Origin of the sequence: Xanthobacter versatilis, assembly GCF_043193975.1 — a bacterium.
GTDB lineage: Bacteria > Pseudomonadota > Alphaproteobacteria > Rhizobiales > Xanthobacteraceae > Xanthobacter > Xanthobacter autotrophicus_E.
Genome location: NZ_JBAFVB010000005.1, coordinates 14,048 through 28,231, shown reverse-complemented (window position 1 = coordinate 28,231; position 14,184 = coordinate 14,048). Strand labels below are relative to the sequence as shown.

The following is a 14,184-nucleotide window of genomic DNA, read 5'->3' as shown; positions in this document are numbered from 1 at the left end:
CGATGACGCTCGCCCTGAAGGTGAACGGAACGCCCGAGGACCATCAGGCGGCAACGGTCGCCGACCTGCTGCGCGCCAAGGGCCTCGATCCCGAGCGCAAAGGCATCGCGGTTGCGGTGAACGGCGCCGTGGTGCCGCGCCGCACCTGGGCCGAGGCAGCGCTTTCCGCCGGCGACGCGGTGGAGATCATCGAGGCCAAACAGGGCGGCTGAGCAGGGCGGCTGACGGCCGCGACCGCCCGGCCATAACAACAGGCGTCGCCCGACGGCGCCGGGACGAAACCCCAAGACGCGCGCCCGGAAGCGGCGCCGGGAAACACCACCATGAGCGCCTTTTCCGATCCCCATAAGGACCCGCTCGTCATTGCCGGGCGTACCTTCTCCTCGCGCCTGTTCCTCGGCACGGCGGGCTATCCCAACCAGAAGGTGTTTCTGGATGCGCTGGAGGCTTCGGGGTCCGAGATGGCCACCGCCTCCATCCGCCGCATCAGCCTCGCCGGCTATGAGGAGAGCCTGACCGACCTGCTCTCCGGCCGGGTCCATATCCTGCCCAATACCGCCGGCTGCCAGACCGCCAAGGACGCTGTGCTCACCGCGGAGCTGGCCCGCGAGGCGTTGGAGACGGACTGGGTGAAGCTGGAGGTGATCGGCGACCGCGAGCTGCTCTATCCCAATGTGGAGGAGCTGCTGAAGGCCACCGAGGAGCTGGTGTCGCGGGGCTTCGTGGTGCTGCCCTATTGCAACGACGATCCTGTCACCTGCCAGAAGCTGGCCGATCTCGGCGCTGCGACCGTGATGCCGCTGGGCTCCATGATCGGCACCGGCCTCGGCATTGCCAACCCGCACATGATCGAGCTGATCTGCGCCCGCTCGCCGGTGCCGGTGGTGCTGGATGCGGGCATCGGCACCGCCTCCGACGCGGCTTTGGCCATGGAGCTGGGTTGTTCTGCCGTGCTGCTCAACACCGCGGTGTCGAAGGCGCACGATCCGGTGCGCATGGCCACGGCCTTCCGCCATGCGGTGGAGGGCGGCCGCCTCGCCCGCCTGTCCGGCCGCATTCCGAAAAAGCTGCATGCGGAAGCGTCCAGCCCCGAGTTCGGGCTGGTGGGGAGCTGAGCGCCGCGTGCTGCCTGCCCCGCCGCTGTTGCTGATCACCGACCACACATTGGCGCGGGGGGATCTTGCGCAGGTGGCGATGGAGGCCTGTGTCGGCGGATGCCGCTGGATCAGCTTTCGGGAGAAGGACCTGCCGGCGGCAGAGCAGATCGCCCTGTTCGCCCATCTGCGTGAGGCGACACGCGCCTTCCGCCCCCGCCTGACATTGCACGGCCCGGCCGATCTGGCCGCCGCCGCCGGGGCGGACGGGGTTCACTTGTCCGGCGGCGGCCATGCGGGCGCGGCGCGGGCGCTGCTGGGGCCCGATGCGCTGGTGGGGCTCTCGGTCCACACTTTGGCCGAGGCGCAAGCCGCCGATGGGGCCAGCCTCGACTACATCACTGTAAGCCCGGTCTTTCTCACCGCCTCCAAGCCCGGCTACGGCCCGGCGCTGGGAACGGCGGGTGTTGCCGGCTTCGTCGCCGCCTCCCCGGTCCCGGTGATCACCCTTGGGGGCGTCGCGCCCGCCAACGCCGCCGCCTGCCGCGCCGCTGGCGCCGCGGGGCTCGCCGTCATGGGCTCGGTGATGCGGGCGGAGGATCCGACTGCGGAGTTCTCGGCCCTGCTTGCGGCGTGGGATGGCAAGGGTCCGAACAGCGCGCGTGCCTGATCCTGGCGCGGCCTTGCATGTGCGGGCCAAAAGCTGAACCCTGCCGCAAAAGGGGGAGACGGGCATGGGGCGGCAGGATTCGGGGCAGAATTCCGCGCAGACACCGGCGGATGTGATCGTGGTTGGCGCCGGGCCGGTGGGGATCACGCTGGCGGCGGAGCTGGCGCGCCACAAGGTGCGTTGCCGCATCCTGGAGAAGGCCGCGGCCCTGTCCATCTATTGCCGCGCGCTGGGCGTCACGCCCCGGACCCTGGAAGTCTATGAGGACATGGGCGTCGTTCGCGCCATGATCGACGCCGGCCTGTGGTTCGAGGGGCTGTGCCTCGCGGTGGATGGGGCGCCGACGCGGACCATCGCCCCCGACCTGTCGGACCTGCCTTACGGCATCATCGGCATCCCCCAGCCGGTGACCGAGCGCATCCTCACCGCGCATCTCGCCGGCTTCGGCATTGACGTGGAGCGGGGTGTCGCGGTGAACGGCCTCGTGCAGGCGGGGGAGAAGGTGCGGCTCGATCTTGTCGGACCGGACGGGCGGGAGGATTTCGCCCACGCCCGCTTTGTGGTGGGATGCGACGGCGCCCACAGTTTCGTCCGCCACGCCCTCGGCATCCCGTTCGAGGGCGATGCCTTTCCCTATCCCTTCATGCTGGGCGACGTGCATCTCGCTTTCCCGGGCGACCTGAAGCCGGCGCGCGGCATCGCTCTGCGCCTCATGCGCCTGCGTGAGGACACGGCGCCGGACATGTTCATCGCCATCCCGCTGCCGGAGCACGGGCGATACCGTGTCTCCATGCTGGCGCCGGAGTATCTGGCTGCGGCGGGATCGGGCGAGGCCCACGGCATCCAGTCCGAGCGGCCGGGGCCGTCGCTGGCGGACATCCAGGCGGTGGCCGACCGCATCGCGCCCGGGGAGATCGTCGTCGACGACCTGCGGTGGTCGTCCCAGTTCCGCATCTCAATGCGACTGGCGGCGCGCTATCGCGACGGCCAGGTGTTCCTGGCGGGGGATGCCTGCCACATCCATCCGCCCACCGGCGGGCAGGGGATGAACACCGGCATCCAGGATGCCTACAACCTCGCCTGGAAGCTGGCTCTGGTGATGCGGGGCAAGGCGCCCACATCGCTCCTCGACAGCTACGAGGCCGAGCGCCGGCCGGTGGCGGAAGACGTGATCGCCCGCACCGTCGCCGAAAGCGTGAACATCGGCGGCTCCGGTGGCGCCCGCGACCGGCTGGCCGACACTCAGATCCGGGTGTCCTATGCGGGCCTTGCCGGTGCCGCTCTGGTTGGCGGCGCGGCCGCGCCCGAAGGACTGCCGGGCGATAGGCTGCCGGTGGCTGGCGATCGGGCTCCGGATGCCTTGGGCCTGAGGCGGAGGGGTGTCGGGGCGCCGCTGAGGATGTTCCAGCTGCTGCGGGGCACGGATTTCGTGGTTGTCGTCGCGGTGGAGACGCCCGGCGCCCTTGCGGCGGCGGAGGCCCTCGGTGCGAGGTTGGCCGAAAGCGGCCTGCCGGTCCGGGTCGTGGCCGTCGCGCCGGCTGGGGCGAGCCTTGCCGATCCCTACAAGGTGAGCCTTGTGGCGGACGAGGCGGGGGCCTTTGCCGCCACCTATGGGCTTGGCGCGGGTGAGGCCGTGCTGGTTCGTCCCGATGGATATCTCGCCTGGCGAGGCCATGCAGAGCAGGTCGTCGCTGCGCTGCGGCAGGTGGCGGGAGCGGGGTAGGTTGTCGCAGGTGCTTCTGGCGCCATTTCAGGCTGCAACGAAACGTATCCGGCTTCAGGCCAAGATTTCGAGTGTGATATGCCGTCGAAATGGCACCAATACCATTTCATCCCTCCTTCTCGTGCTCTAGCTTTCGCACACCGATGGAATTCGGATGTCATAAAAGGGGAAACGCCATGGCCGTTACACGTCGTACTTTGCTTGCGGGCCTCATCGCGTGCCCGGTCTGTGCCAGCGCCGCGCACGCAGCCGGTGTGCACTGGACGTATGAGGGCCACGGCGGCCCGCAGGAATGGGGGTCGCTGGAAAGCGGCTTCCAGGCCTGCGCAGTTGGCAGCCAGCAGTCGCCCATCAACCTGGAAGGGGCCGTGCAGGCCGCCGGAGACGGGCCGACGTTGGCCTGGAAGCCCGACGCCTTCAAGATCGTCAACAACGGCCACACCATCCAGGCCGACGTGGTGGGGGATGCGGGAACGGCCACCATGGGCGGCAAGACCTACACCCTGCGCCAGTTCCACTTCCATGCACCGAGCGAACACGCCCTGAACGGCGAGCGGACCGCCATGGAGGCTCATTTCGTTCATGACGCGCCCGGAGGCGGCCTGCTGGTGGTGGGGGTGTTCATAAAGCCCGGCGCCACCAACGCCGCCTTCTCCGAGGTGATGGCGAGCGCCCCCCGCGCGGAAGGCTCGACCGCGCTCAAGGCCCCGCTCGATGCCACCGGGTTGCTGCCGGCGCAGCGGGCCACCTATCGCTACGAGGGCTCGCTGACCACGCCGCCCTGCTCGGAGGTGGTGGACTGGAACGTGTACGCCACGCCCATTTCGGTGGCGGAGGCCGACATCGCCGCCTTCCGCGCCATCTTCCCCATGAATGCGCGGCCGCTGCAGGCGGTGAACCGGCGCTTCCTGTTGCGGCTCAATTGATACCTGCGGGCGGGTGATATCTGGCGGTCGAGTGACCGGTGGGCGAGCCTGGCTCTCCCGCCGGTCAGGCCCGCGCGGCGTTCGAGCGTATCCCGTTCCGGGTCGGTGGTCTGATCGCTCCAAGGCAAAAGAAAAGGGCCGGCGCAGCGCGCCGGCCCTCTTTGTTTCTGCCGATCGCGAAGGATGCGATCAGTCTTCCTTCTCTTCGGTCTCGCCGCCGGCGGCACGCTGCTTGAGCGCGGCACCGAGGATGTCGCCGAGCGAGGCGCCGGAGTCCTGCGAGCCGTAGGTGGCCACGGCCTCCTTCTCCTCGGCGATCTCGAGCGCCTTGACGGAGACCTGCACCTTGCGCGCCTTGCGGTCGAACAGGGTGACGCGGGCGTCCAGCTTGTCGCCGACCGAGAAGCGCTCGGGGCGCTGGTCGTTGCGCTCGCGGGCGAGCTCCGACCGCTTGATGAAGGCGGACAGGTCGGTGCCGGTGAGCTTCACCTCGATGCCGCCGTCCTTCACGTCGGTGACTTCGCAGGTGACGATGGCACCCTTCTTCACCTCGCCAGCCTCGGCGAAGGGATCGCCGGCAAGCTGCTTGATGCCGAGGGAGATGCGCTCCTTCTCGACGTCCACGTCGAGCACCACGGCCTTGACCATGTCGCCCTTGCGGTATTCGTCGATCACCTGCTCGCCCGGACGGTTCCAGTCGAGGTCGGAGAGGTGGACCATGCCGTCCACGTCGCCGTCGAGGCCGAGGAACAGGCCGAACTCGGTCTTGTTCTTGACCTCGCCTTCCACCACCGCGCCGGGGGCATACTTCTCGGCGAAGGCCTCCCAGGGGTTCTGGAGGGTCTGCTTGAGACCGAGCGAGATGCGGCGCTTGGCGCTGTCCACTTCCAGCACCTGGACCTCGACCTCCTGGGAGGTGGAGACGATCTTGCCGGGGTGGACGTTCTTCTTGGTCCACGACATTTCGGAGACGTGGATCAGGCCTTCGATGCCCGGCTCCAGTTCCACGAACGCGCCGTAGTCGGTGATGTTGGTGACGCGACCCTTGAAGCGGGCCTCCACCGGATACTTGGCCTCGATGCCCTCCCAGGGATCGCCCAGAAGCTGCTTCATGCCGAGCGAGATGCGGTGGGTCTCGTGGTTGATCTTGATGATCTTGACCTTGACCGTCTGGCCGATGTTGAGCACCTCGGTCGGGTGGTTCACGCGGCGCCAGGCGATGTCGGTGACGTGCAGCAGGCCGTCGATGCCGCCGAGGTCAACGAACGCACCGTAGTCGGTGATGTTCTTCACCACGCCGTCGATGGCCTGGCCTTCCTCGAGGTTCTGGACCAGCTCGTGGCGCTGCTCGGCGCGGGTCTCTTCCAGCACGGTGCGGCGGGAGACCACGATGTTGCCGCGGCGGCGGTCCATCTTGAGGATCTGGAACGGCTGCTGGTTGTGCATCAGCGGGCCGACGTCGCGGATCGGGCGGATGTCCACCTGGGAGCGCGGCAGGAAGGCCACGGCGCCGTCGAGATCGACGGTGAAGCCGCCCTTCACCTGGTTGAAGATCACGCCGAAGACCTTCTCGTTGGCGGTGAACGCCTTCTCGAGCTTGATCCAGCTTTCCTCACGGCGCGCCTTGTCGCGCGAGAGGACGGCTTCGCCCATGGCGTTCTCGACGCGCTCGAGATAGACCTCGACCTCGTCGCCCACCTGGATGGGGTTCTCGCGGCCGGGGCCGGCGAATTCGCGCAGCGCCACGCGGCCTTCGGTCTTCAGACCGATGTCGATGATCGCCAGATCCTTCTCGATGGCGACCACGATGCCCTTGACGACGGCACCTTCCTGCATGTCGGCGCGGCCGAAGCTCTCGTCGAGCAGGGCGGCGAAATCGTCACGGGTGGTTTCTACGGCGGACATTCATGCTCCAGACTTCTTGCGCCGGCATCTCGCGTTGCGAGGTCCGAACCGCTCGGGTGTCCGCCTTTCCGTGAGGAAGGACGGACGGCCGCCGGCAAAGCGGCGGGCCGGCGCATGTGCCGGGCGGTACGGACGATGAATTGGGTGTCGCACTGTGCGCTCAGCGAAAGCCAGGGCGGGCTGCCTCCGACGATCAGGGCCGCGTATCCCGCGTACCCCTGCCCGCCCGGGCGGCTTCCTGCTTTTGAAGGAGCGCAGCCTCGGACCGGCGCTGAGATAGTCCAAAAGCCCCTTCAGCGCAAGGGCTGGTCCCGCATGCACGGGACCTGGGCGGCCCAGGCGGTAATCCCGCGCCGGATCCGGGCTTGGTCGCACCGGACTTGGTCGTAACGGACTTGGCCACACCGGACTTGGCCACACCGGATCTGGCCGCATCCCCTTCCCCACCGGCGGGGGCAGTGGGGAAGGGGAGGATCCCGATCCCCTTGAGGGATCGGGACGGCTCAGTCCCGCCGTGCCGAAAGGGCGGCGCCGGGAAAGGCGTGTCCGGCAGCGGCCACATGCTCGGCCGCTGCCGCTTCGGCCCGCACCACCAGCACCGGAATGGTCGAATGGGTGAGCACCTTGGTGGTCTGGCTGCCGAGCACCAGGGCGGAGAAGCCCCGGCGGCCGTGGGAGGCCATGACAATGAGGTCGCACTTCTCGCGCTCGGCGGTGGCGATGATGGCCTCATGGGGGTGGTCGTTCTCCACGTGCACCGTGGCGGCCTCCACCCCTTTGGCCGCAGCCTTCTCCGCCGCCGCGCCGAGGATGCGGTCGGCGCGATGCTGCATGGTGCGGCGGTAGATGTCTTCGGTGTCGGCGATCTGCTCGGCCTCGGTGGTGAGCAGGTGGAACGGTTCGCTGGCGGTGACGAGGACGAGGCGGGCGTGGAGCGCTGCGGCCAGGTCCACGGCCTGGGTGACGGCGAGATCGGAAAGGGCCGAGCCGTCGGTGGCGACGAGGATGTTCTTGTACATCGTCTTGTCCCCCTTTCGGGAGAAGCGATGATAGCAAACCTAGGATGGGCCGCGGCTTGAGGCTGATCAACTCGACGGGAGCGGGTGGCTTTGACGCGCCGCCCCGCCTCACTCGGAGATGATCTTCACCTTCTCGCCGTACTTGAGCTTGGCCGTCGCATCGAGCCCGTTGAGGATCAGGAAGCGTTCCATGGGCCGGTCCGGCACCTGCATGCGGGCGGCCACCTTCTCCAGATTGTCGCCCAGTCCGGCGGTGACGATGCGCACCCGCAGCGGTTTCACCGTCTCCGCCTCGCCGGAGGAGACGCGGCGGAAGGTGTCGGCGGCGGCGCGGAACTGCTTGTCCAGCTCCGGGGTCAGCTCCCGCGCCGCGAAGATGAGGCGGTACACGTCCGATCCGAAGCGGATGGCGAACATGCGGAACGACCACTGGTCGCCGCGGGCGATGGCGGTGGCGGCGGTGAAGCCGTTCACGGTGAGGCTTTCCACCGTGTTGATCTCCACCCCCTCGACCCAGCCGGAGGACAGATACTGCGCCAGCGACTGGTCCGGGGCGACCCGCACCGCGTCGAGGCGCAGCGCCTCCCGCCCGGTCTGGGTGGCGCCCAGCACCGCCTGGGAGGTGTTCTCCAGCGAGAAGCCCTCGGGCGCGGTGAAGGTGAAGCCGAGCTTGGGATGGAAGAACTTGCGCCCGCGCACGAAGCCTTCCTTGGGGTCGTCGCCATAGACCATGCCGTCGATGGCGGAGAAATAGGCGTTGCGATCGCGTTCGCCGTCGCCGGGCTTGGCGTTTTCGGCATATTGCCGGGCATTGGCGATGGCGATGGAGATGCGCTCGGGCGTCGCCGGATGGGAGGACAGGAAGTCCATGTCCGGCGTGGTGGAGGACGAGCCGGAGAAGGCGGCGCTCTTCAGGTCGCCGAAGCGGCCCATGTCGGTGAGGAAGCGAGAGGCGCCGTAGGGATCAAAGCCCGCGCGCGCGGCGATGCCCACCCCGATGGCGTCGGCCTCCAGCTCCTGCCCGCGGGAGAACGAGGCCAGCGTCCGCCGGCTCTTCTGCATGGCCAGGGCCCCCAGGTCGGGATCGTTGACCACGTCGGAGATGACGCGGCTGACCAGCACCGCCTGCTTCACCTGGTCCTCGCGGATGGTGGCGTGGCGGGCGATGACATGGGCCATCTCATGGGCCAGCACCGACGACAGCTCGGACGTGTCGTTGGCGAGCGAGAGCAGGCCGCGGGTGACGTAGAGCGAGCCGTCCGGCAGGGCAAAGGCGTTGATGGCAGGCGAGTTGAGCACGGTGACGCGATATTTCAGGTCCGGCCGCTCGGAAGCGGCCACAAGGCGCTCCACCACCTGCTGGATCAGGGCTTTCAGCTCGGGATCGTTGTAGGCGCCGCCATAGCTCGCCACCAGGCGCTCATGCTCACGGCGCTGGTTGGGCGACATGTCGGCGTATTCGGACGCCGAGGCGGGCGAGGTCAAAGGCACGCTCGCCTGCTCGAGGTCGAGGCCGGCGCAGGCCGACAGCAACAGCGGGAACAGCAGCGGCAGCGCACGGGCGAAGGCGCTCCAATGGCGCATGCCCCGGCGGCATGTGGCGCGCCCGGCCGCCGGCTGCGTCGCCCGCTCCGTCCTGTCGCCTGGCCGTTGTTGCCTCACGTCCCGCACCGAAACCTCATGCACTTGTGTCACTCGCCACCGCGCCTTGCGCGCGTTGCCGGCGCCTGCGCGCCGGCCAGAAGGGCGATCTCGCCCGGCCGCCGCAGCATGATGGCAGGCCCGCCTTCCGCGCGCACCACACCGCGCACCCGCACCATGGTGCCGCGCAACATGGCTGGTTCAAGGCTATCGCCCATGATTGTGGCGAAATCCTCCCTTTCCATCATCGCAGTGAAATCTTGCCGCCAGCTTGACCCGAAATTGATAAAAATCCGATCCCGCGTCCCGCCGGCGGCGAGCACACGCCCTTCTGCTACGGTGAACAGGCCCGAGCGGATGGCCATGGCCTCCTCGTTCGCGGCAGGCGCCACGGCCGACGGCTCGGCCCAGATGCCGCGCCGGGCTGTCCGTGCTTCCGTCTCCGCAGCCAGCCGCGGGGCCAGGCAACCGTTATCCTGTGCTGTTGGCTGGGCATAGCCGGCGCCTGCGCGCAGCAGCGCCGTGGCGAGGTCTTCCTCCACCGCACCGTTTCGCGCCGGACAGGCCAGCCAGCCGACCGCCGACAAGCGGCCATGCCTGTCCATGCGCCCGGCGCCGGGCCGCACGAGACAGGTATCGAGGGTGGTGCGCGCCGCGCGTTCGGCCGCGCTGGGGAGCGCCGCATCGCTGGCGAGCCGCGAGGGCAGGGCGATGCCTTCGGGCATGAACCGCCGTCCGTCGGCCAGCAGGAGCGCGCCTGTATCGGTCCATGCGGCGCCAAGGCCGGAAGCACCTTCCAGGCCGCCCGGCTCAGCCGGCACGCAGACGGTGACCGACGCGGCCGGCTCCGCTCCGGCGGCGCCCACGAGGGCGACCACGGTTGCTGCGATGGCGAGAAAAGCCGTCCCTGCGCTGCGCAAACCCCATCCCCGCCATGCGTCTGGTGCCTGCGCGCGGCTGCGGGCGCGGCGGGTGTCGTTGGTGCGCAACTGCATATCTCAACGATAGCCCATGGGGGCGAGCCCATGAAGGCACCCGCGATCAACTCTGCTTACACCCTCTTTCCACCGCCCCTTTTCCCCACCCTGCCGATGCTCTTTCCTCCCGCTGCGGCTCGTTCTAGAAGGAGGCTGTGTCCCGGTAGCTCAGCAGGATAGAGCAGCGGTTTCCTAAACCGCAGGTCAGGGGTTCGAATCCCTTCCGGGACACCAGCTTGTCATCCAGAGGCGTCTCGTAACGTCTAAAAGTCATTTAGAATCAAAGCGCTAATGACCTTAGATGGTCCATCGGGGTCCATTGAGATCCGGTTGTATCTCGCGCGCGTGTAGGCATTCTTGTAGGCATCGCGGTCGTGCCCACAGAGGGAGATGCCTACAGATGGCCCTTACCGACCTCGCTTTGCGCAACGCGAAGCCCAGGGACAAAGCCTATAAATTGTTCGACGGCGGCGGCCTCCACCTGCTCATCAATCCCAACGGAAGCCGAATCTGGCGCCTCGCCTATCGCTTCGCCGGCAAGCCGAAGCAGATTTCCTTCGGCCCCTATCCCACCGTTTCGTTGGCCGAGGCGCGGGAAAAGCGGGAAGACGCCAAGAGGCAGTTGCTGGAGAACAAGGACCCCACCACCGTCCGCAAGGTCGAGAAGGTGACGGCCGCCATTTCCGAAGGCAACACGTTCTCCCGTCTGGTCGGCGAGTACATCGAACGCCTCGAGATGCGGAACTCGGCCCCCGCGACGGTCACAAAGAACAGGTGGCTGCTGGAGAGTTTGGCGGGTCCCGCACTGGGCCGCCGGCCGATCAGCGAGATCACTCCCTTCGAGGTCCTGGCCGTGTTGCAGCAGGTGGAACGCAGCGGACGGCGCGAATCAGCCCGTCGCCTGCGCTCGGCCATCGGCAGCGTGTTCCGCTTCGCTATTGCCACGCTTCGCGCCCAGCATGATCCGACATCCGCGCTGAAGGACGCGCTCGAGCGCCCGAAAGTGAAGCACCGCTCTGCCCTCACCGATCCGAAGCAGCTCGGCGGCCTCATGCGCTCCATCGACGAGTATGACGGCTGGCCGACGCTGCGATCGGCGATGCTCTTCACAGCGCTGACCTTCGCTCGTCCCGGCGAGGTCCGTGGCGCACGATGGAGCGAGATCGACCTCGACAAGGCCGTGTGGAGTATCCCGGCGGAACGTATGAAGATGCGCCGGGCCCACGTCGTGCCGCTGTCCCGCCAGGCGCTGGCGGTGCTCAGGGAAATCAGGCCGCTGAGCGGCAGCAGTGAGCTGATCTTCCCCTCCATCCGCTCGAACAAGAAGATCCTGAGCGAGAACGCCATGAACTCGGCGCTGCGCCGCATGGGGTTCACGCAAGAGGAGATGACCGCCCACGGCTTCCGGGCCGCCGCCAGCTCGATCTTGAATGAGAAGGGCCATTCGCCTGACGTGATCGAGGCCGCCTTGGGCCATCTCGACCAGAACGAGGTGCGTCGGGCCTATAATAGAGCCACCTACTGGCCGGAGCGCGTCGTCCTCATGCAGGCATGGGCGGACATGCTGGACGCGTTTCGCGCTCTCAAGGGCTGATGCAGTCCCGAGCGAGAGCCAGAGCGGCTCCCTATTGTGAGTTTCGTAAAAAAAGCATACAAAAAAACGAATTAAATCAATCACTTATATACTTTCTATCTGCTCATAAATCGTTTTAAGGCGGATTTTATCGATATAGCGATTGCCATTCGGCGTTAGGCGTGCCATAACATCCCCACGTTCGGCGGCGCCGCCGAGCATCCTGGAAAGAGAGATGATGACTGACGAATTGGAAGAGAAGGAGGTGATCCGGTCGGTCCGCGAACTTTACCAGCGGCAGGAATGGGCAAAGAAGCTGTTCGAGAGCCTTTCGCAGCGCAAGAACAATCCGGCTACCACAAACATCGATCGGCTCATGCGGCTTCTCGATGTTCCGCTTTCCGAGGCGACAGCCATCGCTAAGGAGTTACAGGACGCGGGATGCGGCACCTACATCGTCGGACGCAAAGGCAACCCGAGCCGGTTCGCATGGGACTATAGCGCGATCACGCTCGGTCTCGTCGCCACCGGGAAGAGTGACGAAATCATCGGCATGACGGACGAGGCATCCGGGGACGAGCGAGAAGACATCATCAACCGACCTACCCTCGCGTCGACCATACAAGAAGCGAAGGAGGCGTTGGCCCGGAGCCTGGGCATCACGCCAGATCAGATCGAAATCATCATCAAGACGTAAGTCCGGCGCCGAAATTCCATTCAGACACGTTGTGAGTTGAAGCCAGGGAAGATTTCCTTGGACCGGCGGAGCTTTGCCCTCCGACCATCGACCGCATTTTTCGCAAACACAGGGCGATATGAGCGCTGCAGCATCCCTCGCAGCGAATGAAGAATTGCGTCGATTGGCGCAATAAACTCCACCACCACGAAGGCGGTGGAAGTACCAGAAGAAAGAAAGTGTACCAAATGATCACGACATATAACCTCACCTATAGAAATGGCTGTGAACATGAAGATCGAAAAAATAAAGCTCCACCATGATCTTGCGGCATGCGCAAATAGATCGGAGGCCGCAAACGATAACGACCGACTGATGCGGCTGCCGGAAATACTTCAACTGATCCCCATATCGCGCTCCGCGTTCTACGCCGGAATCAAGGCGGGTATATACCCGAAGCCTCTGAAACTCGGGGCGAGAACCTCTGCATGGAAGGTCTCGGACATCCTCGCACTCATTGAACGCGGAACCCCGCGCTGCTGAGCCAGCGCGTGCAAAAGCCCTTCCGGCCTCAGGGCCGGAAGGATCACCTCCGCCAACGATGGACACCGACATGCCAAAACTGAAGGCCAAGACGTCGACCTCATCTGAAATCGCTGATGACCTCGACAACATCCGACAGGAATACCAGGACGAATTCCAAGGCTTTAGAGAAGCGACATATCACATTATGGCAGAAGCGACGCGTGTGGTAATTCGCCTTCGGAACAGCAAAAAGGAGCGTGAACGCCTCTCGAAACAACTAGAATCGATAGAAAAGCCGAGACTCGCCTCATCTATCATGCGCTTTATCATGTCGGCGAAAAGCCGGTCAAAGAAAAAGCTTGCCGATAAGCGAGCCCGAGCAATGGTCCATCTGTACGATGATCTCAACGTCGATCCGTCCGATTTCGTCGAAGAGATTCGCGCGAAGGGCGGCATCGAGAAACTCGCACGGAAATCGGCTCAGGCTCGCAAAAAGGTAAAACACCGTGCGCCCACGCGCAGCGTCCCGGCCTCAACAATGGGTGGGAAGCCCAAGCAAGGAAAAGCGGCCTCCTTGCCGCGCAACATATCGCACGCGCCCAAGGGGCCGTCTGCTAACGACAATTGGCCTACGGTTACCCTGAAGATCGCCCCGGAACTGAGTGATGGTCTTCTAAGTGTGAAAGCCGGCGCTCGCCTCCGTCTCATCGCCGTGAAGAAGGACGATGGCTATGAGGTCCGAAAGGTGACCAAGCTGAAGAAAGCTTCGGCCGCGTAATCCAGCCTGAGCCGCTAACAACGACGACGGGCCTCGCATCGAAAGGTGCGAGGCCTGTACCAGTTGTGCCGAAGGGTTGAAAGAAGGCCCGGATTCAAAGACGCCCGCTTCGGGAATTAGGTGGCGCTTAAAGCGCCGACCTCAGATGTGCGTACTTTCAGTTGGTTCACGGCGCCATTGCATTGAGGTTTCTCGCGCGACGCGAGCCTCGCTCATGCGTGTCAGGTCCCAGGGAAGAGGCTGCGCTCTAATTTCAACTCAGATCGATGATTTTGCCGATTCTGTAAATTACTTCATCGACATCAGCTTGATCGCCTGCCGCTTGTGATTTTCCGACAGCAGGACATCTTGCCTTCGCCATCTGCGCTATGGACCCTCAAGAAGGGCCTGTATATGATGAGCTATGTCTAGATGAGATTTCAGATATCGATCTTGAGATTATATATATGAAATGTGGATTATATATTTCACATTACATTAATATTAGATAACTATTATAAATAATATAATCGATATATGGATATGTGTGCGAAGCACAATTATCTAAATATCAAAATTATGAACTATAATATAATTTTCACTTCAAACTATGTGTGATTTTATCGGATAATCACATTATTAAAACATGTTATTCGATGAATAATTTTTGTATTTAATGCCGGTATCAGTTAAATATC

General features: G+C 64.9%; 13 protein-coding genes and 1 tRNA gene. 10 read left to right on the top strand and 4 right to left on the bottom strand.

Annotation, left to right across the window (positions count from 1 at the left end; translation table 11 throughout):
* The first annotated feature begins 2 nt into the window (after window positions 1-2).
* The 5 genes from thiS (at window position 3) to V5F66_RS11400 (ending at window position 4,413) form a co-directional block, all read left to right on the top strand.
* Complete coding sequence (gene thiS / locus V5F66_RS11420; protein ID WP_012114252.1) at window positions 3-212, top strand: sulfur carrier protein ThiS; 210 nt, start codon at window positions 3-5, stop codon at window positions 210-212.
* A 111-nt stretch (window positions 213-323) separates the two neighbouring features.
* Window positions 324-1,115: a thiazole synthase gene (thiG, locus tag V5F66_RS11415; protein WP_012114253.1), complete on the top strand. Its 792-nt coding sequence runs from the start codon at window positions 324-326 to the stop codon at window positions 1,113-1,115.
* Window positions 1,116-1,122: 7 nt separating this feature from the next.
* The gene (locus V5F66_RS11410; RefSeq protein ID WP_394093897.1) at window positions 1,123-1,764 is read left to right on the top strand and encodes a thiamine phosphate synthase; all 642 of its coding nucleotides are present in this window, start codon (window positions 1,123-1,125) and stop codon (window positions 1,762-1,764) included.
* Window positions 1,765-1,828: 64 nt separating this feature from the next.
* The gene (locus V5F66_RS11405) at window positions 1,829-3,487 is read left to right on the top strand and encodes an FAD-dependent monooxygenase (protein WP_394093896.1); all 1,659 of its coding nucleotides are present in this window, start codon (window positions 1,829-1,831) and stop codon (window positions 3,485-3,487) included.
* A 176-nt stretch (window positions 3,488-3,663) separates the two neighbouring features.
* Window positions 3,664-4,413 (top strand): carbonic anhydrase, encoded by a 750-nt coding sequence (locus V5F66_RS11400; protein ID WP_012114256.1) that lies wholly within the window; start codon window positions 3,664-3,666, stop codon window positions 4,411-4,413.
* Between the two features lie 189 nt (window positions 4,414-4,602).
* Here the strand turns inward: V5F66_RS11400 and rpsA are convergent, their stop codons facing one another.
* The 4 genes from rpsA to V5F66_RS11380 form a co-directional block, all read right to left on the bottom strand.
* A complete protein-coding gene (gene rpsA / locus V5F66_RS11395) occupies window positions 4,603-6,318 on the bottom strand; it encodes a 30S ribosomal protein S1 (protein ID WP_012114257.1) in 1,716 nt (571 codons plus the stop codon).
* Between the two features lie 503 nt (window positions 6,319-6,821).
* The gene (locus tag V5F66_RS11390) at window positions 6,822-7,337 is read right to left on the bottom strand and encodes a universal stress protein (protein WP_012114258.1); all 516 of its coding nucleotides are present in this window, start codon (window positions 7,335-7,337) and stop codon (window positions 6,822-6,824) included.
* A 108-nt stretch (window positions 7,338-7,445) separates the two neighbouring features.
* A complete protein-coding gene (locus tag V5F66_RS11385; RefSeq protein ID WP_041575426.1) occupies window positions 7,446-8,921 on the bottom strand; it encodes a M48 family metalloprotease in 1,476 nt (491 codons plus the stop codon).
* Between the two features lie 107 nt (window positions 8,922-9,028).
* Window positions 9,029-9,967: a hypothetical protein gene (locus V5F66_RS11380; RefSeq protein WP_394093895.1), complete on the bottom strand. Its 939-nt coding sequence runs from the start codon at window positions 9,965-9,967 to the stop codon at window positions 9,029-9,031.
* 145 nt (window positions 9,968-10,112) lie between these two features.
* Here V5F66_RS11380 and V5F66_RS11375 point away from each other — a divergent pair.
* The 5 genes from V5F66_RS11375 (at window position 10,113) to V5F66_RS11355 (ending at window position 13,507) form a co-directional block, all read left to right on the top strand.
* A tRNA-Arg gene (locus V5F66_RS11375) sits at window positions 10,113-10,189 on the top strand.
* A 166-nt stretch (window positions 10,190-10,355) separates the two neighbouring features.
* On the top strand, window positions 10,356-11,549 hold the full coding sequence (locus tag V5F66_RS11370) for a tyrosine-type recombinase/integrase (RefSeq protein ID WP_394093894.1): 1,194 nt from the start codon (window positions 10,356-10,358) through the stop codon (window positions 11,547-11,549).
* A gap of 214 nt (window positions 11,550-11,763) precedes the next feature.
* A complete protein-coding gene (locus V5F66_RS11365; protein WP_394093893.1) occupies window positions 11,764-12,225 on the top strand; it encodes a hypothetical protein in 462 nt (153 codons plus the stop codon).
* 258 nt (window positions 12,226-12,483) lie between these two features.
* Complete coding sequence (locus tag V5F66_RS11360) at window positions 12,484-12,747, top strand: helix-turn-helix transcriptional regulator (protein WP_394093892.1); 264 nt, start codon at window positions 12,484-12,486, stop codon at window positions 12,745-12,747.
* Between the two features lie 70 nt (window positions 12,748-12,817).
* Window positions 12,818-13,507: a hypothetical protein gene (locus V5F66_RS11355; RefSeq protein ID WP_394093891.1), complete on the top strand. Its 690-nt coding sequence runs from the start codon at window positions 12,818-12,820 to the stop codon at window positions 13,505-13,507.
* Window positions 13,508-14,184: the final 677 nt, after the last annotated feature.